The following is a 21,707-nucleotide window of genomic DNA, read 5'->3' as shown; positions in this document are numbered from 1 at the left end:
CGATAGCTTGCGAACTTCGGAATTGGAGCTCTGATGCCCGATCAGCCGCGGCGACCGCGAACCCTCAACGATGCCCGCACCGAAGCCGAAGCCGCGTTCAAGAAGGTGACGAAGAAGGAGCCGCAAGCGCCGCCGAAAACGAATGCGGTCCCCGGAGTGAAGGAACTGGTGTCGCTGCGGATCGACCAGGACGTGCTCGAATATTTTCAAGGCGGCGGCCCGGGCTGGCAGGACCGGATCAACGACGCCTTGCGAAAGGCGGCGGGGAAGTAATCGAGGTCGGTGGAATGTTCAGGCGGCCTGCGCCGGCGCCGGCCGCGACGCTGGCGGCTTCAGGTTCAACAGATTTCCGGTCAGGATGAGCAGCGCGCCGAGAACGGTGAAGGCGTCCATCCGCTCGGCGTAAAGCAGCCAGCCGGCTGCGGCGGTTAGCGGGACTCGGAGGAAATCCATCGGCAACACGATCGTGGCGTCCGCATAAAGCATCGCGCGCGCCATGCAGAAGTGCGAGAACGTGCCGGCGAGGGCGACCGCAATCGCGCAGGCCCAGATATAGGGCGATGGCCAGACCCAGACATACAAAGTCGGGAGGGCGCCCGCCACGGCCTGAACCAGCATCATCCAGAACACGATCGCGACCGACGTTTCGGTGCGGGTCAGCGACTTCATCATGGCAACCGATGTGCCAAAGGCGACGGCGGCGGCGAGCGCGATCAACTGGCCGGGATTGATCTCACCCGTCGCCGGACGGACGATCACGAAAACGCCGATCAGACCAAGCGCGATCGCCAGGATCTTCCAGATCGTGATGCGTTCGCCGAGAAAGCTCGCCGCCAGGATGGCCGTCCAGATCGGCATGGTGAATTCGAGCGATACGACCTGTCCGAGCGGAATCAGCGTCAACGCGTAAAACCAGCCGAGCTGCCCGCAATAGTGCAGCAGGCCGCGGCTGGCATGCATCCGCAACCGCGAGGTGCGCAGCGCTGCAAAGCCGCCGGCAAGATGGACCAGGGGATACAACATCAGAAGACCCAGCGTGGAGCGGATTTCCATGAGCTGGAACACGTTGAGCTCGCGCGTGGCCTCTCGGCCGGCAACCGCGACCATCAGCATCAGGCTGAGCCAGCCCGCCATCCAGAGCGCGGCTTTCGGTTTTGACGGGGTTCGGTTCATCGGAACAATATGCGGAGCGGGTGGTGATGCGGGAGACGTCGGCAAAGCAAGCCGGTATCGTCGAGCGGGCCGTCATTTGCAACGGGCAAATGTGCCGATGCTATAATGCGCGGCAAAGTGAACTCGCGCGATATCAGGGAGGATTCTCATGCGTATCCTGCAGCCGGCGGACTGGTCGAAACCGCGCGGTTTTTCCCACGGTGTGGTGGTCGATGCTCCCGGCCGCTGGATCGTGCTGGCCGGTCAGACCGGCGGCGACGAAAAAGGCGACTATTCGCCCGACATGGCGGGCCAGGTCGGCACGGCGCTCAAGCGCATCATGCGCTTGCTGGCGGAGGCGAATGCCGGACCCGAACACATCGTCCGCCTGACCTGGTATCTCACCAGCCGCGGCGAGTACGAGGCTGCGGGCAGCGGAATCGGCGCGGCGTGGCGCGAGACCATGGCCAGAAATTTTCCGCCGTCGACCCTGCTCTACATCGACGGGCTGGTCGATGCGCGGGCGAAAGTCGAGATCGAGGTGACGGCCTTCGTGCCGGCTTAAAAGAAAATCGCCGGCGGCGCTGAAACAGCGACCCGCCGGCGAGCGATCAGGATCTGGATTTAGCTTCGGCTCAGCGAAATCGAGGCGGCCTTGAACTGGCTCTCCGCCCTGATGACCACCGATTGCCTGTTGCCGCGCGTCGTCAGTGAGAGGTTGGCCGTAAAGCCCGGGGCCGAAGCGACGACCTGAATAACGCCCGAACCCGCACGCCCCTCGATAGCGCCGTTGATGTTGCGGCTCGATTCAGACCAGGTTCCGGAAATCGCGGAGCCTTGCGCCGTGACGTTGCTCGTTAGGTTGAATTTGTAACTGTCGCTGGCGCAGGTCAGGGTCTGTTGCAGACCGTTGCCGCCGGCGCCGACGGCATAGGTTGCGCGGCAACGGATCCGCTCGGTCTGTCCATCATCCAAAGTCACAGTGCCCGCGCCACTCCAGACGCCTGCCATGCCTGCAAAAGGTCCACCGGCCTGCGCATGTCCGCTGCTGCTCCAGGTGGAAGCGGCAAGCACGGTTGCAATCGCAAAGACGACGCGACGTGTGATGCCGAAAGACTTGTTATTGTTCCGCACGTGCTCCATTCCACTTCCCCCATCCGGCATTGTCGCTGCGCTGGCCGCTCGCATATGCACATTGATCTGTAGAAGTACAAGTCCCTCGCGAACCGTTCATGACCGAGAGGTTTGCGAAAGGAGAAGAAATTTACCCGTTGCGCGTGGGCCACAAGGGTAAATGCCACGACCATTTCAGGCCATGGCCGCCGTTATAAACATCTCCAAAACATGGATTTATGGCAGGAATCGAGCACGGTAAATCAACCGATCGGGACCAGGTTTCCGCCGCGGATGAGCCTGCGGAAGTTAGTCCGCCAGCGCCGGCGCCCTGGTCGCGAATTGCTCGTCCTGCGGCCGCGCCGGCAGGGTGCCGTGCGCCCTGGCGTAATCGATGACCTCGGCGAGCAATTTCTGGCCCATCGGCGCGAGAGCCCGCTCCCATAACTGTCGCGCGGTCTCGTCCTTGCCGACGAAGCACCAGTCCTGCGCCGCAATTGCGCCAGCGTCCATGTGATCGGCCAGATGATACACTGTGCCGCCTGCAATCGGGTCCTTTTCGCGGATGGTCCATTCGACCGCGGCGATCCCGCGATGCCGGGGCAGGAGGGACGGATGATAGCCGATGCCGCCGAGCCGCGCGGCTGCCAGCGCGTCCTTGGCGATGCGCGCGTGGCTGTGCGCGGTGACGATCAGGTCGGTACCTTCTGCGATTTCGGAAGCGACGACGAGCTTCGGATTGGCCTGGACGACCACCTCGATGCCGAAATCGCGGGCCGCGGCAGCCAGCCGGTCTTCGGCGTCGGCGACAACTACTCTCACCACATCCACCTGGTGTTCACGCAGCATTCGCAGGGTCGTCACGCCGAAATGCCGGGAGCCGACGAGGGTGATCCGCATGGTATTTGTTCCGTCAGATAAAGGTCCGAGAATGTCGATAACATGCCAAAGCTCCCGGCCATCAGGGCGAAAGCGGCGAGGGCAGGCTTATCAACAGACCGGATGAAGGGGGGAACCGGCCTTTGTATGCCAATCAGCGGGACGAGAATTTCGGGATTTTCTCCGCAAAGCCATTGAAGCATTTCAACCGCTCGTCCTCTTCCTTGACAAAGCGGCAATCCATCACGCCGTTGGCCGTTCCGGCTTTCGCCTTCGGCGGCTTGGGCGGGACGGCGGCATCGTAACAGTCCAGCCGGTCCTTGGTTTCGTCGTCGATGTCGAGGCAAGCCAGAAGCTTCTCGGCCAGCGACTTCGGAGGCCCGGCCGCAGGGCCCTTCGACTTGGCATGATGCGCCGGCGGCTTTGCCGGCGCTGGCGGCGGCGCGTCGTCCTGCTGTGCGATGGCTTGCAGCGAGAAGGCGACCGTCGCGCCCAAGACGACGATCAACGCGAGCAATTTCTTCATTTCCCTGTCCCTCTTTGGGTCGAACCCTCGTTCGATTCGGACATTCACATCGGGAGAGCGCCCGGCGGCAACGCGGCCGGCGAATGTCGGATTCATGTCCCTCTATAGGCCAGCTGCGGCCGTTGCAACACGAAGATAGGCCAAGACACGCGCAAATCCGCCCTGCGATCGCCTGTCCGGAGGGCGACCGGATGGTGTTTGTGGCAACACGGCGGCATTCGTTTGCGTTCGTTTCAAACGCATCGGCCAACGTAGATTTCGACCTGCGGCTGATCCATAATGCCGCTCTTGTGGCAGTGGGAGAAAAATACAATGCGTGCACTGAAGCGCTCGCGGATCGCCGTTCCCTTGATATCAATCGCGGCGGTCCTTGCCGTATCGGCGCAAGCGCAGGAGCCAAATCAACAGAAACAGCACGCCCCGCCCGCTGGCCAGACCGCGCGGCCTGCCACGCCAGGTGCGCGTCCTGCGATGGCCCCGCGGCAGGGAGCCGGGCCACAAGTCCGTGGATCGCAGGGGCAGCGTTTCGCCCACGGCAATCTCCCAGCGCGCAGTTTTGGTGGCCATCCCTATCACGGCCGTATGGCGTGGGAGGGCGGACGCTGGCGTCACGAGATGCACAATGGCCGCTATGGCTATTGGTGGGATGTCGGCGGCGTCTGGTATTTCTATCCGCAGCCGATGGAGGGGCCGCCGACCTATGTCTCCGATGTCGAGGTGATGGATGACGCCTATGCGGGCGGACCGGACGACGACGTCGGACCGGGGCCAGGTCCAGGCTATGCGCCGCCCGTGGCTTACGCGCCGCCGCCACCTCCGCCCCCGCCGGATCCGGCAGCGGGCGCAGTCGGTGGCGCGATTGTCGGCGGCGTTCTGGGTGGCCTGATCACCGGCCGGCCGGTCGGAGCCGCGGTGGGCGCCATCACCGGCGGCACCATCGGCGCGATCGCAGGCGCGCAGGCAGCTGCGCGTCCCGGCTATTACCTCGCGCAAGGCAACTGCTATTACAAATATCCGTCCGGACAGTACGTTCAGGTCGATCCGCGTAGCTGTTATTGACATCGACGATCGCGCGCGGGCGGCTTTGATGTCCGCGCGCGATCAACTTTCCGACCGTGCCTTTCAGGGGTGAACGAGCCATCGATGCGCAAGTCAGCGCTGCCATCTTTGAGCGTTCGGATTGACCTCGACCCGGAGGGGCGGATCGGTCCCGGCAAGATCTTGCTGCTCGAGAATATCGATAGCTGCGGCTCGATCTCGGCAGCCGGTCGGGCCATGAACATGTCCTACAAGCGGGCGTGGGACCTGGTCGATGAGATCAACCGCATCTGCCAGCGAGCGGCAGTCGAGCGCCAAACCGGCGGCAAGAACGGCGGCGGAGCCACGCTCACGCCGTTCGGTCAATCGCTGGTGGCGCGTTACCGGAAAATCGAGCGCTCGGCCGAGAGCGCGGCGCGCAAGGAGCTGCAAGCGTTGCGCGCCGACATAACCCATCGCGCCAAGGGCTGACAGCCGATCAGCATCCGGCCTCCTGTAGCAGTGTGGCAACCGGGGCGTTTTGCGTGTCCGGCGATCGGCTCGCGCAGCGATCGGCGAGATTTGAGATCACAAATCCGGCAATAGGCAAGCCAAATCAATTTTAGTCCTGAGGTGTTGCAAGCCTGCACTTGTGGGCACCGTTATGTTCCGTCGTACATATCGACCGCTATGTTCAGTCGAACACAGCGACCAGATCGATCCTGTCTGGTCTGTTGGGGCAGCCAATTCTTGGGGTATTGAAAATGAAGAAAGCGCTCGCAGTTGCGCTCGCAATGACAGGCTTGGCGGGCAGCGCCTATGCCGCGGATTGGACGCCGCCGAAAATCCCGGACCCAATTCCTGATAACCTGACCTTCTGGGGCATCACGCCGATCGGCGTACTCGACCTCGGTGGTGCCTATCAGACCAACGGCCGGCCGCTTGGCGCGGTGGTGTCAGGTCTCGAATACTCGCCGTTCACGACGACCCGCAACTACACAGGGCAGTCGATCGCGACTGTTCAGCATAGCGCCCTTCAACAGTCCTTTATCGGTGTAAAGGTCGAAGAGCCGCTCGGCGGCGACTGGAAGGCGATTGCGCGCCTCGATACCGGCGTCGATCCGCTGAGAGGTACTCTTTCCGACGGCTGTAGCTCGTTTCTCCAGAACGCAGGCATAGCTTACAACCAGCAGACTTCCAACGCCGACAGCGGCCGTTGCGGCCAGGCTTTCAACGGTCAGCTCTGGGGCGGCATCAGGAATCAGCAGTACGGCCAGTTGACGATCGGGCGGAACAATTCGTTCCAGCTCGACGGCATCGCGGTGTACGACCCGATGGCGCTGTCTTACGCCTTATCGCTGCTCGGCTATTCCGGAACGAATGGCGGCTCGGGCAGCACGCAGGCCGCGCGTTGGGACAACTCGGCGAAGTACGTCTATGACTACGGTCCGATCACGGCTGGCGCGATGTATTCGAACGGCGGCAATGCCACTGGTTTCTTCGGCGATGCGTACGCCTTCATGTTCGGCGGCCACATTGGTGGTTTCTCGGCAGAGGCGACCTATACCAAAGAGCACGGCGTGGTGAACCTGCAGTCGGCCGCCAACCTTCCCCTGAACAGCACGTCGCTCTTCGCGAACATATCCGACGATCAAGAGATATCGGTTATGGGCAAATATACCTGGGAATTTGGACGCTCGGGAGTAGCGAGCCCTTCGTACTACACCAAGGCCGTCAAGGCTGAGCCGCTGCCGGTCGACAAGTTCACGATCTTCGCCGGCTATTCCAACGTCCGCAACTCCAATCCGAATACGCCGGTCACACAGGGAGATGCCGCCGGCGGGTATCTGCTCACGGTTCTTGACAACAACGCCTTCACGGCTGCGCGCGTCTTGAATTTCTACTGGGCGGGCGCGAAGTACGACTTCGCCTGGGGTCTGAGCCTCACCGGCGCGTACTACCACGTGAACCAGAACTCCTACATTGCCGACAACAACTCTTGCCCGGCGACTGGCGGCGCGAGTGCAATCACATGTGCCGGTGGCTACGACCAAGTTTCATTCCTGGCCGACTACGCTTTGAACAAGCATCTCGACGTCTATGCTGGCGCGACGTGGGCGCAGGTGAGCGGTGGTTTGGCTGCGGGTTTTCCGGGTAACCCCGGCACCAAGGTGCTCCAGGGCATTAACTTTTCTGGGCCGGCGCCTGGCCACGACATCAGCACGGCCGCTGTTGTGACCGGTTTCCGCATCAAGCTTTAGCTTGAGGCGCACGGCCAGCCCCCGGCCGGAGAAACTGCCCCGGACCAACGAGGTCCGGGGCAGTTTGCTTTATGGGGTTCGGGAACGCCCGCTGGTGCGCAAAAGCCGCATGGCCAAGGCGTTAAAATTCCCTCTTTCCAGATCGGGCGAAGACGAATTTTTAAATCATTGATGATGTTATTAAAAAGCCGCACCGCCGCGCGGCCGAGTAGCCGGGCGCCGCCCTTTTTCACCTACCCCAGAGAGCGACAGCGCTCGGCTACTTCGCGACGATTTCGGCCGTTTTGCCGCTTACTGGACCGTTGAATTGGAACTTTGTTCTGGGGCGGAGAACTACGGGCAAAATAGCCACAGTGCCGTTGCCTATCGCCGTTCCCCGCTGGAATGCGTCGAGAGTGCTGGATCGCTCTTCATCCACGCAATCACCGAACTTGTGACCATCACGACCAGCGGAAGCACCAGCGCCACGTAGGCGTTGTCGATGCCGAAGGGATTGCCCATCGCGAACCAGGCGATGGTGGCAACCATCGATCCGAGGATGCTCACCAGCGCACCGCCTTTGGTGCCGAGCCACGGCGCGTAGAACACCAGGATCACCAGGACCGATAACGATGCCCGTATGGCCTTTGCCAGAAAGGTCATCTGCAAGATGTTCGGCGTGTAGATCGCGAGCACGATCGGCAGCAGGCCGACGATGACCGTCGTGACGCGCACGAAGACGAGGGAGTTCTGCTCGTCTTCAGCTTTCACGAAGCGGGAGTAAAAATCCTTATAGAGCAGGGTCGCGGTAGAAACGCTGATCGCCGCGATGGTACCAAACAGCGAGGCCGCCAATCCCGCGGCGACCACACCGGCCATGATGCCATTCATATCTCCGATCAGGGCCGAGAAGGCATTGATGGACTTGATGCCGGGAGAAAGGACCAGCGAGCACATTCCAATCAGCGCGGTCGCAATCCCGAAAGGCACCAGCAGGAGTGCCGCGCTGAGGCTCGCGGTCCGCGCCTTTTGCGGCGTTTCGACCGTGTTGATGGCTTGAATGACGTATTGGGTGGAGAAGGTCGCGCCGACGCCTGCGATGAACCACGCCAGGATCTGACTGACGCCGACATTCGTCCAGGAAAACATTTGAGCCGGCAGGCGCGCGTGCAGCTCTGCAAGTCCGCCCACTCTGGTCAGCCCGAAATACAGCGCAACGCCGATGCCAATATACTTCATCAGCGAGTGGATTACGTTGGTGTAAACCACCGACCTCATGCCGCCGACAAAGACATAGAGAACGGCGACAACGCCGCAGATGACGGTCGCGAGCGTGCGATCAACGGCAAGCAGCACGCTCAGGATTGCGCCGCCGCCGGCATAAAGCGCAACCGCCACGATCTGAAGCGCGAAGATCATGACCAGCGACGTGGCGATCTTGGTCGAGGGGCCGTAGACCTCGGCGAACACGGCGGAGATCGTGTTGTGCCCGGACGCCTTGTACTTGCCGGCGAGAAACCAGGCGTAGAACAGAAAGCCCGCGCCAAGTGCAATGATGTTCCAGGCGGCCGAAATGCCGAAGACGTAGGCCTCCTGTGCCGTGCCGACGCTCGCCGACGTGCCGATGAATTCGGACATCAGCATGAGCCCGACGAGAACGGCCGGAACGCCCGAATCGGTGGTGCCGGACGTAAAGGTCGTGGCGGTCGTCACGGACCGCTGCACGATGCTCGTGAGCAATCCGAGACCGGCCATGTAGGCGACGACGATCGCCAGCGCCAAATAATTCGCTTGCATAGCGCGTAGATATCAAGGCGCCGGCGGTCACGCCATGCGCCTAATCGCCTATCCGGTAGGCGAAACTTAGTAGCGCGAGTAGTGCGCCGCGCCGCCGCACTCGCCTGGCACGTATTGCGGGTTCATCAGGCAGGCGTTGTCCAGCGTTGAATCCCAGCCACCGCGCCGGCGCCAGAAGCTCCAGGCGAGATAATCGCAGTACTTGCTGTGCGGATTGCCCGCTTCCCGGGTCGCGCAGTAGATGCTTTGGCCGGAAGAGACCGGAGGCAGCTGCCTCGCCATCGCAGATCCCGCAGTCAAAGCCGCCGTCACTGCGGCAAGGAGAATCGTTTTCTTCATTTGCAATATCCTCTCGTCGACTGCCCTACCCAATTCAACACATCCGATAATGGGTTCATTCCGTCAAGGCGCGCATCACGTCACCGAGAGGACGCCGCAAAAGTCATCAAAACTGACAGACGGGCGGTAATCTGAGGAGACTTGCTCCGGCCGTCGGCCCATCAAATGGCTAGGCTGCTACCCGCATCTCGACATAAGATGGTCGCTTTCCGGGGCACATTTTCGTCGGCGAAAAAAGGCAGCGGGGGAGTTTCAGCCTTGAATCGAGCATTGATGTCTGGCGAAGCCAGCGCCGGCGCGACACCGGTTGATTTGCGCCGGGTCGGCGCGCATCCCGATCATTGGTATCCGGTGGCGTGGTCGCGCGAGGTCAAGCGAGGGCAGGTGGTTGCATCGTCCTTCGCGGGCGAGCCGATCGCGATCGTTCGCCCCGAACACGGCGAAATCTACGCGCTGGAAGACCGCTGCGCGCATCGCCAGGTGCCGTTGTCCAAAGGCACGGTGAAGGATTGCCGTGTCCATTGCTGCTATCACGGCTGGAGTTACGACGCGTCGGGCAAGTGTGACGTTCCTTATATCGGTAAGGGAAAGCTGCCCAATGGCGTACGGACCTATCCGGCCTGCGAGTGTGATGGTGTCATCTTCATCTGGCCGGGCAGTTTGCCGGCCGCACCGCCGCCGGCCGGTCTCGGCGCCGCGGCGAACAAAAGCTACAAGACCCGAAGCTTCGGCCAGGTCGTCAATTGTCACTACACGTTCATGCATGAAAACCTGATGGACATGAACCATCAGTTTCTTCATCGCCGCACCACCGGAAAGGTGACGCCGCGCTATCTCGGCAAGCGCGATGGCGATGGCTGGATGGAGCTCGACTACACCTTTGCGCGGCCGGACTCAAAGCAGCCGCTCGGCGAATCCCTGATCATGGGAAGTTTCCGCCTCGACACGTCAAAGCCGCGCGACCGCATGACCATCCGTACCGAGTATCCGCATCAGAGCTTGCGATTCTGGACGTCGGGCGACGAGCCCGTCTTGCACGTGTGGCTCGGCTATACGCCGGTCGATACAGAACAGCGTAAGAACCGCTCGTTCATCCTGCTCTCGGTGAAGCGGCCGAAAATTCCCGGCATACTAGATCTCGCGTGGCCGGCTTTGACCTGGTTCACCAATCGGGTGTTCGAGGAGGACCGCGAAATCGTCGAAATGGAGCAGGCGGCCTGGGACGCGCAAGGCGCCGACTGGAATCAGGAAGTCTTCCCGCCGATACGCGATTTGCGCGAACTGCTTGCGAGCTGCGGCCGGCCGATCTGATCGACCGTTTCCCGAACAATCCGCTTGCGGTGACGCCGTCTATTGTGCCGGCACCGTCATCGGTTTGCCCTTGTCGACGATATGCACAGTCAAGAGCTTCAGCGGCTTGTCGCCGACCACCTTGTACCCGGCGTGAGGGACATCGCGGACGTTGACGCCCGCTTCTCCGGCCGGGCGTGACACTTCGCGGCCATCGGGAAATTGCAGGGTGGCACCCTCGAGCACGTAAACGGCCTCTTCGCCGGGATGAGTGTGTTTCGCAATGTTGACACCGGGCGGCACCTCCAACACCGAGACGATGATCTCCATGTTAGTCCCCGTGAGATCGGCCCGCTTCAACACGGTTCGCTTGGGTTCGTCCGCGAGCGCCGAGGACAGGGTGAAAACGACGAACAAGGCAGCAACAACCAGACGTAACATCGATAGCCTCCCTTTTTTTGGATTCGAAAAATTCAGCGCTTAACGCAGCATTCGCCGTCTTCGGTCGGGCGCGGGACAGCATCAATATAGTAATGGATGACGGCGATATAGCTATCGGCAGGGCTGCCGCGCGCAGTTGGAAAGCGCGGTGAGTTCTGCCATCTTGGCGGCAATAGAAGAAAATCTCCGGGAGACTTTTGCCATGGCCACGACAGTCGAAGTGCTCGCAGCCGCATTCAGGGATGCCGGCACACCTTTCATCGTCGGACATCCGGGTGGCGAGTCCGTGGAATTGATGGAAGCGGCGCGGCAACGCCAGATGCGTTTTCTCCTCATGAAACAGGAAGTCGCCGGCGCGATGCTCGCCTCCACCTGGGGGGATCTCACCGGCAGTCCCGGAATCTGTCTTTCGACCCGCGGTCCGGGTGCGGCAAACATGGTCAATGGCGTGGCGCACGCCTTCCTCGATCGCTCGCCGCTGATCGCGATCACCGACACCTATTCGCGTGCTGTGTTCGAGACGGGATTGCGCCAGCGCATCAACCAGCAGGCCATTTACGAGCCGATCGTCAAATGGAGCACGGTCGTCGACGCCAAGACCGTGCGCCAGCAGGTGCGCCGCGCCATGCGCACGGCCACCGCGACGCCGCCGGGCCCGGTGCATTTCGAGTTTCCGCAAAGCGAGACCACGCGTGAGGCCGGCGAGCTCGTCGCCGAGCCGCCGCTGACGCCAAACTGGATCACGCCGGGCCCCGACCGCGCCGATCTCAAGCCGGCGCTCGATATGCTAAGCCGTGCCAGGCGGCCGATCCTGATTGCCGGCATGGGCGTCTACTGGTGCAACGCATCGGTGCAATTCGTGAAATTCGCCGAGCATCTCGGCGCGCCGGTCCTCACCACCACCAAATGCAAGGGGATGATTCCGGAAGACCATCCGTTGCGGGCCGGCTGCATCATCGGCGGGCTGATCGAACGCAAACTGGTGCTCGAATCCGATCTCATCATCACGGTCGGCCTCGACGCGGTGGAGCTGCAGCCCAAGCCTTGGCCCTACACGCTGCCGGTGTTGTCGCTGTCGTCCGTGCCGAGCACCGACGCGCTGGTGCCGGCGGACCCCGAAATCATCGGAGACCTCAAGGCGTTGTTGGCAGGTCTTTCGCAATGGGCGCCGGAAGGGACGAACTGGGGCGAGAAGTCCGCGAAGACCTTCCGCAGCGAAGTGCGCGATGCACTCAATACGCCCGCGACCGGCCTCTCGCCGCAACGGACCATGGAGGTCGCCCGCGCGATCCTGCCGCGCGACACCATTGCGACCTGCGACGCCGGCGCGAGCCGGCTTCTGGTGGTGCAGAAATGGGAATCCTACGGCCCGCGCGAGTTTCTCACTTCGAACGGCCTTGCCTCGATGGGTTATGCGGTGCCCGGCGCGCTCGCCGCCCGCATGGCCTATCCGGACCGGCCGGTGGTCGCCTTCACCGGCGACGGCGGCTTCCTGATGACGGTTGCTGAATTGCAGACCGCGCAGATCGAGAAACTCCCGATCATCGTGATCGTGTTCGACGACCAGGAAATTGGCCTTATCCGCGTCAAGCAGGAGATCAAGGGCATCCCGCGCAACGGCGTCGCGCTCGGCGGCATCGACTGGGAGAAGCTCGCGCAATCCTTCGGCGCCGATGGTGTGACGGTCGAGACCGAGCAGGCTTTCAGCAACGCGCTCACCACCGCGCTGAAGACGAAGAAAACCACGGTGATCGGCGTGCGGATCGACGCGTCGGGTTATGTCGCGCAGTTCAATGCATTGAGAGAGCTGTAAGATGCATCAAAGCCCGGCGCGGATCTGCGCGGTCCAGGCGGATGCGGCGGCCGACAGGAAGCCGATATCCGATTGCGTGGTGATGAACCGGCAGCCCTTCCTGATCAGCTCGAGCTGACGCGCCGGATCGCGATTTCCGCCGCAGCCAGAGAAGATGCCGTTGGCGCGGCAGGCGGCGATGACACGTTCTTGCGCCGCGACCAGTTCAGGATCGTCGAATTTTCCGGTCTTTCCCATGTTGGCCAAGAGGTCGTTACTGCCGACATGCAGCACATCCACGCCTTTCACGGCAGCGATGGCCTCGACATTGTTTGAAGTGCGGATAGCCGCCGCTCACCGAGCGCTTTCCGATGGGCGCAAACTTGCAAGCATCGACCGCACGCTTGGCTTCCTCCGCCGTGTTGATGTCGGGATAGACGATGCCCATCGCGCCGTTGTCGAGCAAGAGCGATACGTCGGGATCGTTGATGCCGCGGACGCGCACCAATGGCGCGACGCCGCACGACATTGCAGTACTGACAATGTGGCCGATGGTCTCGAGGTTGAACAGCGAGTGCTGGCAATCGATGAAGAGAAAGTCGTGGCCCGTCGATTTGGCGATGCGGGCGACATCGCCGGAACGCCCAAGCCGTACCGGCATGCCAAGTGCGACGTCGCCAGCCTGCATACGCGTCTTGACCGGGTTGGTGAGCTGATGAGCTGCGGCGACCGCGCCGCTCATGCGACCAGGCCCAATGGCTGACCGCCCGACAGGGCCTCGATCAGCTGCGAGGCTGCCAGCATGGAGCTGCGCGCCTGGGTTTCGATCGTGCCGGCCGCCGCATGGGGCGTGCCTACAAAGGTCGGCAACGACATCAAGGGATGATCCGACGTCGGCGGCTCGATCTCGAAGACGTCAAAGCCGGCGCCGAACAGTTTCCCGGATGAGATTGCCTGATACAACGCCGCCTCATTGACGATGCCGCCGCGCGACGTATTCACCACGATCGCGGTCGGCTTCATCAAAGCCAGCCTGGCGGCGTCGATCATGTTGCGGCTTTCCGGAGTGAGCGGCAGGTGCAGCGAGAGGATGTCAACCTGCGGCAGCATTTCCTCGAGTGACGCGGCGCGTTGGTGCGGCATCTCGGACCAGCGGCTCGCCGGCACATAAGGATCATAGCCGATGAGATTGGCATCGAACGCGCCGCGCCATTTCCGCGCCACCAGCGTGCCGATGTTGCCCATGCCGACAATGCCGACGGTCTTTTGCCAGGATTCGTAGCCGAGGAAGTCCGCGCGCTGAACCCTGGTGCCAGCCCTCGTCATCCGGTCGAATTCTGAGACGCGGCGAACGACGCTTAAGCCCAATGACAACGCCATTTCGGCAACCGCCTCACTGTTGACGCCCGGCGTTCTGCATACGGCAATTCCTCGGGCCTTTGCGGCTTCCAGGTCGATGTTGTCGATGCCGACGCCCTGCTTGGAAATAACACGCAGCTTCTTGGCGCGGGTCATGTCGTCAGCGGTAATCTTCTTGCCGCGAACCATCAGTCCGTCGGCATCTTCGTGCCAATTCTTGGCTCTCGAATCGTCCCAGCGAATGACCTCGGCATGCTGGGCAGCGTGGTCGACGCCGGCAGGGTGAAATGCATCGAGAATATAGATCTTCATTTGCCGCCTTTCTGAGCGTTTCTTTCTATGAAAATGGGTTGGCTGAAATCAGCTGCCAGAGAGGTCATGGCATTCGGGCATGTAGAGATCTTTCCACGACGCGGGCATGCGTTTCATGGTGCCAACCCTGTGCATGAAGCCGGCAAACGTCATGCTCTGTTGCGGTGTCGTGGTCCAGATGTTGTCACTGTCGGAAATGTACCGGGTCAAATCCGCCGGGCTGCTGCGCTTCTCGTTGGTGGTCTTGATATAGATCTGCGCCGCGTCGCCCGGATTCTTGTTGATGAACTCTTCGGCCTCGCTAAGCGCGGCAAAAACCGCCTGCGTGACCTTCGGATTGGCATCGTGAAATCGCTTGCTCATCAACATCACGCCGTTGGTGCCGGGACCGCCGAGCGTGTCATAGGATTTCAGCACGTTATGCACGCCCTCTGTTGCAAGCTCGAGGTAGTAATAGGGCGCGACCGAGTAGTGGCTATCGACTTCCGCGCTCTTCGACATCACCGCGACGGCGGCATCCGGATGCGAGCGTGTGATCGTGTAGGCGTCGAGCCTGGCATATTGCTCGTCGCCCCATTCCTTGGCGGCCGCCATCTGCAGGCAGATTGCCTGACTCGACACCTTGATCGCTGGGACCGCGATCTTGTCTCCTCCGGAAAAATCCTTGATCGTCTTGATCGAGGGCTTGTTGGTCACCAGCATGAACGGCATCGACTGCACCGCGGACAGCGCGCGCACTTCATTGGCCGTGCCAGCGGTTTTGTCCCACAGCGTGCAAAGGCTCGGCACGCCGGTCACGCCAAAATCCATCTGCCGGCTGAGCAACGCGTCGATCAGCGACTGCGTGCCGCCGAGGCTCTTGTATTCGGGCTTTAGCGAGGCGACGCCGAACTTTTCAGCATGCTTCTGCACGAGCTGAAGCGCGTCCATCACCATCAGTGGCAGATAAGGCAGGCCGTGCTGGCTGACGATGACGATGCTGGAGACTTCGTCAGCGAAAGACGAGCGCAGCAGCATCGGCGAAGCGAGCGCCACAGGTGCGGCTGCAACCGCCTTGCAGAAACCCCGCCGGCTGAGCGCGATCGACGCCATTTACGTCTGCATGCCCCAGCGCTGGACGGTACGGGCCTCGATCAGGCGAAACACGCCGTTCTCGACCGCGAGCCCGATCAGGATGATGGTGAGAAGGCCTGCAAACACTTCGGGAATCTCGAGCTGGTTCTTGCTCTCGAAGATGTACCACCCGAGGCCGCCCTGACCTGAGGAGACGCCGAACACCAGTTCAGCCGCAATCAGCGTGCGCCAGGCGAAGGCCCAGCCAATCTTGAGGCCGGCGAGAATGCTCGGAAACGCCGCAGGAATCAGGATCTGACCGACAAAACGCAATCCCTTGAGGTTGTAGTTGCGGCCGACCATGCGCGCGGTCGCAGACACGCCGCGGAAACCGGCGAGCATGTTGAGAGAGACCGCCCACATCACCGAATGCACGAGCACGAAAATGAGACTGCCGTCGCCCAGGCCGAACCAGATCAGCGCCAGCGGCAACAGTGCAATCGCCGGCAGCGGATTGAACATCGCGGTCATGGTGTCGAGGAAATCGGTGCCGATCTTGCTGGAGATGGCAAAGACCGTCAGCAGCCCGGCAAGCACGGTGCCGACGGCAAAGCCGACCAGCAGCACCTCGATCGAGCTCAACGCCCGCTTCGGGATGGTGCCGTTGGCGACGTCTGATATCAACGCTTGCACGGCGGCGCTGAACGGCGGCACCAGCAGCGGATTGTCCAGCCAGCGGCCGTAGATTTCCCAGGCGAGCGCCAGCACGACGAGGATCGCGAGCTTGCGAAGCCAGACCTTGTTGTAGATCTGCTCGGCCAGCGTCAGCGGCTTCTCGATGATACCGAACTGATCGGGTCCGAGCGTCTCGCAGTAGATGTTCGGTCGTTCACTCGCCTGCAGCATCGGGTGCCTTCGTGATCTGGTCGGCGAACAGCATGTCGTGAATTTCGCGCCCCAGGGCTGCGGCTTCGTTGGAATTCTCCTGACCCCGCGGCACGCTGTTGATCTCCGCCTTGACCTGGCCCGGATGCGGCGACAGCAGGAGGATGCGATTTCCCAGTTTGATCGCCTCCGGGATCGAGTGGGTGACGAACAAGACGGTAAAGCGTGTCTCGTCCCACAGCGCGAGCAGTTCGTCCTGCATGCGCGAGCGCGTCAGCGCGTCGAGCGCCGCGAACGGTTCATCCATCAGCAGAATGTCCGGCTCCATCGCCATGCCGCGCGCGATCGCCACGCGCTGTTTCATGCCGCCCGAGAGCATGTGCGGATAGCTATGGGCAAAATCGGATAGCTTGACCTTTTCCAGATACTGCATCGCGCGATCGGTGGCGGCCTTGCCGTTCAATGCGCCGGTGGTCCTGAGCGGGAAGGTGACGTTTTCCAGGACCGTCTTCCACGGCAGCAGCTGATCGAATTCCTGGAACACCATCATCCGGTCGGGGCCGGGCCTCGTGATCCGCTCGCCTTTCAGGATGATCTCGCCTTCGGTCGGAGAGAGATAGCCACCGACCGCCTTGAGCAAGGTCGACTTGCCGCAACCGGACGGGCCGACGACGACAAATCGGTCGCCCTGCAGCACGCTGAAAGAGACACGATAGGTCGCAGTGATCAGGTGCGCCTGCGTCTTGTAGCGCATGGTGACGCCGCGCACGTCCAGCAGCGGCCGCCCGGCCTCTTGATTGGGCGCGGTGCGGCCACGCGGCGCCTGTTGCGCCGATTGTAATCTTGTGTCCGGGGTCGTTTTTGACGCGAGTGCTGGACCTCCCGTCATCCGCTCTTCCTCCCGAGGGTCTTTTTTTGGCTACGACTTCGCTACACTAGCCCATAACTGTCCAATAACAATTTGGCCACTGTCCATAAGTCTGCCTATTGGCTCGGCTCCGCAGCGATCACCTTGCCGAGATGGCCGATGAATTCGTTCATGATCTTCGATTGCGGTGCAGTCTTGTGCCGGATCATCAGGGTTTTGATGTCGATGCGCGGCTTCAGCGGCCGCACCACCGTGTCGGACAAATCCATCGAGGTGACCAGCAGCGGTTCCACCAGCGCGACGCCAGCGCCGTGGCGCGCCAGCATGATTCCGGTCAATGAGAGGCTCACCTGGGCGACAATATTCGGGACGATACCGGCGGCACTCAATGCGCGATCGACATAGATGCGCGACAACGCCTGCGGCAGATAGGTGATGATCGAATAGCGTTCGAGGTCGCGTACGGCGATTTCCTTGCGACGGGCGAGTGGATGGCCCGCCGCCATGATGCAGGCAATCCCGGTGCGCATCAAAACCCTGGTCTCGACCTCCGAACTGACGACCGGCTCATAGGCGATGCCCAATTCGACTTCGCGGTGAACCACGCGGTCGAGCACCTGCGGTGAAGTCAGCGATTGCAGCGCAACACGGACATTCGGCCGTGCGGCGACGAAAGTCGCGACAGCCTTGGCGAGATAGCCGTTGGCGATCGGAAAGGCGGCGGCGATCGATAGCGTGCCGAGACGGCCGCCAACGAGATCCTGGGTGAGGGCATTGACCGCGTCGACCCGGCCGAAAATCGCCTCGACTTCGGGAAAGATCGCTTTCGCTTCCGCCGTCGGCTGCAACCGGCCGGAGACGCGCGCGAACAACTTCATCCTGAGCTGGCTTTCGCAGTGCTTCAGGATCGCGCTGACCGCCGGCTGGGTGACATTGAGCGCGCGCGCCGCGCCCGTCACCGAGCCGGTGCGCATGATCGCGTGGAAAACCTCCATGTGCCGCAGGTTCATCGCTAGCCGACCGCTCTTTGCATCGCCCGAAGGGACATAAGCAGAGCTTATGGACCATGCCAAGGTCCTGATTGGACTGACATGCGGTCGATGCGCACACTCCGCAGCAAAAAAGCGATCAAAAAACTATGAGGAGACGCTCGCATGAGGTCGAAGGACACTGTGCGTGTCGGCTCCGGCGCGGGAACATCCGACGACCGGATGCTCCCGGCGCTGGAACTCGCCGAAAGGGGCGACATCGACTATCTCGTGTTCGAATGTCTCGCGGAGCGAACGGTCTCGCGGGAGAACTTGTCGCGCAGCAAGGATCCCAGCCAGGGTTATGCGCCGTCGCTGCATGCGCGCCTGCGCATGGTGCTGCCGACCTGCATCGAGAAGAAAATCCGCATCGTCAGCAATATGGGCGCGGCCAACCCGGTCGGTGGCGCGCGCGCGGCGCGCAGAGAAGCGGCCGAACTCGGCCTCGGCGACGTTCCCGTCGCCGTCGTGCTCGGTGACGACGTCTCGAGCCTGGTCAAGCACAAGGGCGAGTTGCGGCTGATCGAGAACGGCGAGCCGCTGGAATCGATCCTGCCGAAGATGATCTCGGCCAATGCCTACCTCGGCGCCGATGTCGTGTGCGAAGCGCTCGCTACCGGCGCGCCGATCGTGCTGTCGGGCCGCGTCGCCGATCCCTCGCTGTTTCTTGCGCCGATGATGCACGAATTCGGCTGGGCCTACGATGATCTGCCGAAGATCGCGCAGGGCACCGCGGCCGGCCATCTGCTTGAATGCACGGCGTCGGTGACCGGGGGCTGTTTCGGATGGCCAGGCAAGAAGGACGTGCCGGATCTCGCGCGCAACGGCTTTCCGTTCGCCGACGTGAAGGCCGATGGTTCGATCGTGATCGGCAAGACACCCGGCTCCGGCGGACGCCTCGATGTCATGACCTGCACCGAGCAACTGATCTACGAGATCCACGATCCGACTGCCTACATCACGCCGGACTGCGTGCTCGATATCTCCACCATCGCCTTGAGGCAGGAATCCTCCGACCGAGTCCGGCTCGCCGATGCCACGGGCCGCCCGGCGACGCCGACCTACAAGGTCAATGTCGGCTACGCCGATGGATATATCGGCGAGGGCGAAGTGTCCTATGGCGGCATCGATGCAGTGGCGCGCGCCAAATGGGCCGCCGAGATCGTCAAGGAGCGGCTGAAGCTGCAAGGTTTTACCTACGACGATTTCCGTGTCGACTTGATCGGCATGTCGAGCCTGCACGATAATCTGGACAGCCGCCCCGAACCCTACGAGGTTCGCCTGCGGATGGCGGGCCGCACCCATGACCGCAAGGCGGCGCACGCTGTCGGCTTCGAGGTTCGGGCGATGCATATGCACGGGCCCGGCGGGGCAGGGGGCGCATGCGAGCCGCGGGTGCGCGACGTTCTCGCTGTGAAGTCGGTGCTGTTGCCGAAGAACGCGGTCAATCCACAGGTGGTCGTGGAGGGCTCGCTATGAGCGTCCGCGTCTACGATCTCGCCCATTCCCGTGCGGGCGACAAGGGCAACACGTCGAACATCTCGGTGATCTGCTACGACGCCGCGCATTGGGAGTTCCTCGAGCGTGAGTTGACGGTCGAACGCGTCGCGCAGGCATTTCGTCACATCGCCCAGGGGCCAATCCGCCGCTACCCCTTGCGTAATCTCAAGGCATTCAATTTCGTGATCGAGAATGCGCTTGCCGGCGGCGTCACCATCTCGCTGGCGCAGGACATTCACGGCAAGAGCTACAGCAACGTGATGCTGGCGATCGAATTGCCGGATCCGACATAGCAGGGGGTGTTCTCGTGAAGGCGAGTGAGGTCGTCCGCAACAACGTCAAGGAAAAACTCGCGCGCGAGGAGGTCGTATCGTCGATGACGGTCCGCCTGGTGCGCGGCGTCGAGATCGCGCGGATGGCCGCCACCGCCGGCTTCGACATGATCTATGTCGATCTCGAGCATTCGACCCTGACCTTGGAGACGACGGGCCAGATCTGCCAGGCGGCGCTGAGCGCCGGCGTGACACCGATGGTGCGCGTTCCCGCCAATACGCCGGAATATATCCAGCGCGTGCTCGATGCCGGCGCGCTCGGAATCATTGCGCCAGGCGTCCGATCGGCGGAGGAAGCTCGCACGGTGGTCGCCGCCGCAAAATACGCGCCACGCGGCGAACGCGGCGCGGGCGGCGTGCTGCCGCATCTGGAGTTCCGCCCGTTTCCGACGGAAGACGCCAACGCGGCCATGAATGACGCAACCATGGTGATCGTGCAGTTTGAATCGGCCGAAGCAGTCGAGAAAGCCGATGAGATCGCGGCGGTTGAAGGCGTCGACATGGTTCTGATCGGCGTCAACGATCTGCTCGCCGATCTTGGGCTTGCAGGCCAGTTCGAGCATCCCAAAGTACGCGACGCCTATGCGCGGACCATTGCCGCCTGCCGCAAGCACGGCAAGCATACGGGCGTCGGGGGGCTCTCGACCCGGCCAAAACTTGCCGCCGAGTTCATCAATATGGGCGCGCGCCTGCTCTCGACCGGAACCGACATCCAGTTTCTGCTTGCCGCCATGATCGAAAAGGCCAAGCAGGCTCGCGAGATTTCCGTCGCATGATGCGCCTGCGCAAATTGCTGGCGGTCATCGTGGCGCTGGCCGCGTTGGCCGTCGCGAGCGGCGCGCAAGCCGAAGTCGCCAAGGTGCGCGTGTCGCGTCAGTTCGGTCTGCCTTATCTCCCCATGATCGTCATCGAGGACCAGCATCTCCTGGAGAAGCACGCCAAGTTCTTGGGCGTCGACGTCGAGAGCCAATGGACGCAGCGCGTCGGTCCGGCCGCCGATCTCGACGCGTTGCTCTCGGGCAACGCCGATTTCGTCGGGCCCGGCATTCCGACGCTTGCGACCGTCTGGGACAAGACATCAGGCACGCCGCAGGAAATCCGCGCGCTGATTGCGATGCAGTCGATGCCTTATGTGCTGGTGACGCGCAATCCAGCCGTGAAAACCATCGCGGACTTCACCGACAAGGACAAGATCGCGTTGCCTGCGGTCAAGCTGACAGGGCACGCCATCGCGCTCGAAATGGAGGCGGCGAAGATCTGGGGGCAGGATCACTACGACAAGCTCGATTCCATCACCATCACCCGCTCTCATGCCGATGCTGCCGCAGCGCTGATCTCGGGCAAGTCGGAAATCGACGCTCATTTCGCCAGCGCGCCGTTTTACTATTACGAGCTGGCCACGCCCGGTATTCATCAGGTGCTGAAATCGTACGACACGCTCGGTACCAAACACACCAATGGCGTGCTGATCACAGCCAAGAAATTCCACGACGCCAATCCCAAGATTTGCGCTGCGATGGTGGCCGCGTTCGAGGAGGCCGATGCCTTCATCAAGGCGCACCCGCGCGAGGCCGCGCAAACCTACCTGAAAGCGACCGGGGACAAGACGTCGCTTGACGATCTCGCGAAGATGGTCGCGGACCCCGATGTCGAATACACGACGACGCCGGTGAGCATCATGAAGATCGTCGGCTTCATGCATGAGGTTGGACGGATCAAGAAGATGCCGGCCTCGTGGAAGGACATGTTTTTCCCCGAAGCCTATGGGTTAAACGGAAGTTGAG

General features: G+C 62.0%; 25 protein-coding genes. 11 read left to right on the top strand and 14 right to left on the bottom strand.

The features are described 5' to 3' along the window. The first annotated feature begins 33 nt into the window (after positions 1 to 33). The gene (locus VFB05_RS15095; protein WP_325013533.1) at positions 34 to 273 is read left to right on the top strand and encodes a BrnA antitoxin family protein; all 240 of its coding nucleotides are present in this window, start codon (positions 34 to 36) and stop codon (positions 271 to 273) included. 18 nt (positions 274 to 291) lie between these two features. Here the strand turns inward: VFB05_RS15095 and VFB05_RS15090 are convergent, their stop codons facing one another. After that, on the bottom strand, positions 292 to 1,173 hold the full coding sequence (locus tag VFB05_RS15090; RefSeq protein WP_325013532.1) for a DMT family transporter: 882 nt from the start codon (positions 1,171 to 1,173) through the stop codon (positions 292 to 294). Between the two features lie 148 nt (positions 1,174 to 1,321). On the opposite strand from VFB05_RS15090, the gene VFB05_RS15085 reads away from it, so the two are divergent. Beyond that, a complete protein-coding gene (locus VFB05_RS15085; protein ID WP_325013531.1) occupies positions 1,322 to 1,717 on the top strand; it encodes a RidA family protein in 396 nt (131 codons plus the stop codon). A 59-nt stretch (positions 1,718 to 1,776) separates the two neighbouring features. On the opposite strand, the gene VFB05_RS15080 is transcribed toward VFB05_RS15085, so the two are convergent. The 3 genes from VFB05_RS15080 to VFB05_RS15070 all read right to left on the bottom strand — a co-directional run bounded on the left by VFB05_RS15080 (position 1,777) and on the right by VFB05_RS15070 (position 3,670). After that, entirely contained in the window at positions 1,777 to 2,295 is a 519-nt protein-coding gene (locus VFB05_RS15080; protein WP_325013530.1) for a hypothetical protein, read from the bottom strand. Between the two features lie 279 nt (positions 2,296 to 2,574). Beyond that, on the bottom strand, positions 2,575 to 3,165 hold the full coding sequence (locus VFB05_RS15075) for a formyltransferase family protein (protein WP_325013529.1): 591 nt from the start codon (positions 3,163 to 3,165) through the stop codon (positions 2,575 to 2,577). A gap of 133 nt (positions 3,166 to 3,298) precedes the next feature. After that, a complete protein-coding gene (locus VFB05_RS15070; protein ID WP_325013528.1) occupies positions 3,299 to 3,670 on the bottom strand; it encodes a hypothetical protein in 372 nt (123 codons plus the stop codon). A gap of 312 nt (positions 3,671 to 3,982) precedes the next feature. Between VFB05_RS15070 and VFB05_RS15065 the strand changes: the two genes are divergently transcribed. The 3 genes from VFB05_RS15065 to VFB05_RS15055 all read left to right on the top strand — a co-directional run bounded on the left by VFB05_RS15065 (position 3,983) and on the right by VFB05_RS15055 (position 6,948). Then, a complete protein-coding gene (locus VFB05_RS15065) occupies positions 3,983 to 4,729 on the top strand; it encodes a hypothetical protein (RefSeq protein ID WP_325013527.1) in 747 nt (248 codons plus the stop codon). Positions 4,730 to 4,813: 84 nt separating this feature from the next. After that, on the top strand, positions 4,814 to 5,179 hold the full coding sequence (locus tag VFB05_RS15060) for a winged helix-turn-helix domain-containing protein (protein WP_325013526.1): 366 nt from the start codon (positions 4,814 to 4,816) through the stop codon (positions 5,177 to 5,179). Positions 5,180 to 5,451: 272 nt separating this feature from the next. Continuing rightward, positions 5,452 to 6,948: a porin gene (locus VFB05_RS15055; RefSeq protein ID WP_325013525.1), complete on the top strand. Its 1,497-nt coding sequence runs from the start codon at positions 5,452 to 5,454 to the stop codon at positions 6,946 to 6,948. A 363-nt stretch (positions 6,949 to 7,311) separates the two neighbouring features. Here the strand turns inward: VFB05_RS15055 and VFB05_RS15050 are convergent, their stop codons facing one another. Together VFB05_RS15050 and VFB05_RS15045 are read right to left on the bottom strand one after the other, a co-directional pair. Beyond that, positions 7,312 to 8,724: a sodium:solute symporter family protein gene (locus VFB05_RS15050; RefSeq protein WP_325013524.1), complete on the bottom strand. Its 1,413-nt coding sequence runs from the start codon at positions 8,722 to 8,724 to the stop codon at positions 7,312 to 7,314. A gap of 66 nt (positions 8,725 to 8,790) precedes the next feature. Next, on the bottom strand, positions 8,791 to 9,063 hold the full coding sequence (locus VFB05_RS15045) for a hypothetical protein (RefSeq protein ID WP_325013523.1): 273 nt from the start codon (positions 9,061 to 9,063) through the stop codon (positions 8,791 to 8,793). A 273-nt stretch (positions 9,064 to 9,336) separates the two neighbouring features. Between VFB05_RS15045 and VFB05_RS15040 the strand changes: the two genes are divergently transcribed. Continuing rightward, a complete protein-coding gene (locus VFB05_RS15040) occupies positions 9,337 to 10,374 on the top strand; it encodes an aromatic ring-hydroxylating dioxygenase subunit alpha (RefSeq protein ID WP_325013522.1) in 1,038 nt (345 codons plus the stop codon). 39 nt (positions 10,375 to 10,413) lie between these two features. Here VFB05_RS15040 and VFB05_RS15035 read toward each other — a convergent pair whose 3' ends face one another. Next, positions 10,414 to 10,794, bottom strand: coding sequence for a cupin domain-containing protein (locus tag VFB05_RS15035; protein WP_325013521.1), 381 nt, complete (start codon positions 10,792 to 10,794; stop codon positions 10,414 to 10,416). Between the two features lie 202 nt (positions 10,795 to 10,996). Here VFB05_RS15035 and VFB05_RS15030 point away from each other — a divergent pair, with 202 nt between their 5' ends. Beyond that, positions 10,997 to 12,607: a thiamine pyrophosphate-binding protein gene (locus VFB05_RS15030; RefSeq protein WP_325013520.1), complete on the top strand. Its 1,611-nt coding sequence runs from the start codon at positions 10,997 to 10,999 to the stop codon at positions 12,605 to 12,607. Positions 12,608 to 12,613: 6 nt separating this feature from the next. On the opposite strand, the gene VFB05_RS15025 is transcribed toward VFB05_RS15030, so the two are convergent. The 7 genes from VFB05_RS15025 to VFB05_RS14995 form a co-directional block, all read right to left on the bottom strand. Then, complete coding sequence (locus tag VFB05_RS15025; RefSeq protein ID WP_325013519.1) at positions 12,614 to 12,895, bottom strand: aldolase/citrate lyase family protein; 282 nt, start codon at positions 12,893 to 12,895, stop codon at positions 12,614 to 12,616. Continuing rightward, a complete protein-coding gene (locus tag VFB05_RS15020; protein ID WP_325013518.1) occupies positions 12,861 to 13,328 on the bottom strand; it encodes an aldolase/citrate lyase family protein in 468 nt (155 codons plus the stop codon). The genes VFB05_RS15025 and VFB05_RS15020 overlap by 35 nt, the downstream gene beginning before the upstream one ends. Continuing rightward, positions 13,325 to 14,257, bottom strand: coding sequence for a hydroxyacid dehydrogenase (locus VFB05_RS15015; RefSeq protein WP_325013517.1), 933 nt, complete (start codon positions 14,255 to 14,257; stop codon positions 13,325 to 13,327). Before VFB05_RS15015 ends, VFB05_RS15020 begins: the two co-directional genes overlap by 4 nt. 48 nt (positions 14,258 to 14,305) lie before the next feature. Further along, positions 14,306 to 15,349: an ABC transporter substrate-binding protein gene (locus VFB05_RS15010; protein ID WP_325013516.1), complete on the bottom strand. Its 1,044-nt coding sequence runs from the start codon at positions 15,347 to 15,349 to the stop codon at positions 14,306 to 14,308. Next, positions 15,350 to 16,216, bottom strand: coding sequence for an ABC transporter permease (locus tag VFB05_RS15005; protein ID WP_325013515.1), 867 nt, complete (start codon positions 16,214 to 16,216; stop codon positions 15,350 to 15,352). Continuing rightward, the gene (locus VFB05_RS15000) at positions 16,200 to 16,949 is read right to left on the bottom strand and encodes an ABC transporter ATP-binding protein (RefSeq protein ID WP_325013545.1); all 750 of its coding nucleotides are present in this window, start codon (positions 16,947 to 16,949) and stop codon (positions 16,200 to 16,202) included. The genes VFB05_RS15005 and VFB05_RS15000 overlap by 17 nt, the downstream gene beginning before the upstream one ends. 230 nt (positions 16,950 to 17,179) lie before the next feature. Further along, entirely contained in the window at positions 17,180 to 18,058 is an 879-nt protein-coding gene (locus VFB05_RS14995; protein ID WP_325013514.1) for a LysR family transcriptional regulator, read from the bottom strand. A 159-nt stretch (positions 18,059 to 18,217) separates the two neighbouring features. Between VFB05_RS14995 and VFB05_RS14990 the strand changes: the two genes are divergently transcribed. Genes VFB05_RS14990 through VFB05_RS14975 form a run of 4 tightly spaced genes read left to right on the top strand, consistent with a single transcriptional unit; the run spans position 18,218 to position 21,706 of the window. After that, the gene (locus VFB05_RS14990; protein WP_325013513.1) at positions 18,218 to 19,570 is read left to right on the top strand and encodes an acyclic terpene utilization AtuA family protein; all 1,353 of its coding nucleotides are present in this window, start codon (positions 18,218 to 18,220) and stop codon (positions 19,568 to 19,570) included. Next, positions 19,567 to 19,884 carry an AtuA-related protein gene (locus VFB05_RS14985; RefSeq protein WP_325013512.1) on the top strand — a complete coding sequence of 106 codons (318 nt, stop codon included), beginning with the start codon at positions 19,567 to 19,569 and terminating at the stop codon, positions 19,882 to 19,884. Before VFB05_RS14990 ends, VFB05_RS14985 begins: the two co-directional genes overlap by 4 nt. Positions 19,885 to 19,898: 14 nt before the next feature. Further along, the gene (locus VFB05_RS14980) at positions 19,899 to 20,699 is read left to right on the top strand and encodes an HpcH/HpaI aldolase family protein (protein ID WP_325013511.1); all 801 of its coding nucleotides are present in this window, start codon (positions 19,899 to 19,901) and stop codon (positions 20,697 to 20,699) included. Then, positions 20,696 to 21,706, top strand: coding sequence for an ABC transporter substrate-binding protein (locus VFB05_RS14975; protein WP_325013510.1), 1,011 nt, complete (start codon positions 20,696 to 20,698; stop codon positions 21,704 to 21,706). Before VFB05_RS14980 ends, VFB05_RS14975 begins: the two co-directional genes overlap by 4 nt. Position 21,707 lies beyond the last annotated feature (1 nt).

It is taken from the genome of Bradyrhizobium sp., assembly GCF_035652035.1.
In the GTDB taxonomy this organism is placed as follows: domain Bacteria; phylum Pseudomonadota; class Alphaproteobacteria; order Rhizobiales; family Xanthobacteraceae; genus Bradyrhizobium.
Note: the sequence above shows the minus strand (reverse complement) of the source record. Positions and strands in the feature narration are given on the sequence as shown.

Coding starts and splice junctions, on each gene's coding strand:
- VFB05_RS15060 (WP_325013526.1), top strand. CDS start 4,814: ATGCGCAAGTCAGCGCTGCCATCTTTGAGCGTTCGGATTGACCTCGAC.
- VFB05_RS15030 (WP_325013520.1), top strand. CDS start 10,997: ATGGCCACGACAGTCGAAGTGCTCGCAGCCGCATTCAGGGATGCCGGC.
- VFB05_RS15050 (WP_325013524.1), bottom strand. CDS start 8,724: ATGCAAGCGAATTATTTGGCGCTGGCGATCGTCGTCGCCTACATGGCC.
- VFB05_RS15045 (WP_325013523.1), bottom strand. CDS start 9,063: ATGAAGAAAACGATTCTCCTTGCCGCAGTGACGGCGGCTTTGACTGCG.
- VFB05_RS15040 (WP_325013522.1), top strand. CDS start 9,337: ATGTCTGGCGAAGCCAGCGCCGGCGCGACACCGGTTGATTTGCGCCGG.
- VFB05_RS15075 (WP_325013529.1), bottom strand. CDS start 3,165: ATGCGGATCACCCTCGTCGGCTCCCGGCATTTCGGCGTGACGACCCTG.
- VFB05_RS14975 (WP_325013510.1), top strand. CDS start 20,696: ATGATGCGCCTGCGCAAATTGCTGGCGGTCATCGTGGCGCTGGCCGCG.
- VFB05_RS15090 (WP_325013532.1), bottom strand. CDS start 1,173: ATGAACCGAACCCCGTCAAAACCGAAAGCCGCGCTCTGGATGGCGGGC.
- VFB05_RS15015 (WP_325013517.1), bottom strand. CDS start 14,257: ATGAAGATCTATATTCTCGATGCATTTCACCCTGCCGGCGTCGACCAC.
- VFB05_RS15005 (WP_325013515.1), bottom strand. CDS start 16,216: ATGCTGCAGGCGAGTGAACGACCGAACATCTACTGCGAGACGCTCGGA.
- VFB05_RS15010 (WP_325013516.1), bottom strand. CDS start 15,349: ATGGCGTCGATCGCGCTCAGCCGGCGGGGTTTCTGCAAGGCGGTTGCA.
- VFB05_RS14990 (WP_325013513.1), top strand. CDS start 18,218: ATGAGGTCGAAGGACACTGTGCGTGTCGGCTCCGGCGCGGGAACATCC.
- VFB05_RS14995 (WP_325013514.1), bottom strand. CDS start 18,058: ATGGAGGTTTTCCACGCGATCATGCGCACCGGCTCGGTGACGGGCGCG.
- VFB05_RS15035 (WP_325013521.1), bottom strand. CDS start 10,794: ATGTTACGTCTGGTTGTTGCTGCCTTGTTCGTCGTTTTCACCCTGTCC.
- VFB05_RS15020 (WP_325013518.1), bottom strand. CDS start 13,328: ATGAGCGGCGCGGTCGCCGCAGCTCATCAGCTCACCAACCCGGTCAAG.
- VFB05_RS15070 (WP_325013528.1), bottom strand. CDS start 3,670: ATGAAGAAATTGCTCGCGTTGATCGTCGTCTTGGGCGCGACGGTCGCC.
- VFB05_RS14985 (WP_325013512.1), top strand. CDS start 19,567: ATGAGCGTCCGCGTCTACGATCTCGCCCATTCCCGTGCGGGCGACAAG.
- VFB05_RS15085 (WP_325013531.1), top strand. CDS start 1,322: ATGCGTATCCTGCAGCCGGCGGACTGGTCGAAACCGCGCGGTTTTTCC.
- VFB05_RS15095 (WP_325013533.1), top strand. CDS start 34: ATGCCCGATCAGCCGCGGCGACCGCGAACCCTCAACGATGCCCGCACC.
- VFB05_RS15055 (WP_325013525.1), top strand. CDS start 5,452: ATGAAGAAAGCGCTCGCAGTTGCGCTCGCAATGACAGGCTTGGCGGGC.
- VFB05_RS15065 (WP_325013527.1), top strand. CDS start 3,983: ATGCGTGCACTGAAGCGCTCGCGGATCGCCGTTCCCTTGATATCAATC.
- VFB05_RS15000 (WP_325013545.1), bottom strand. CDS start 16,949: ATGCGCTACAAGACGCAGGCGCACCTGATCACTGCGACCTATCGTGTC.
- VFB05_RS15080 (WP_325013530.1), bottom strand. CDS start 2,295: ATGGAGCACGTGCGGAACAATAACAAGTCTTTCGGCATCACACGTCGC.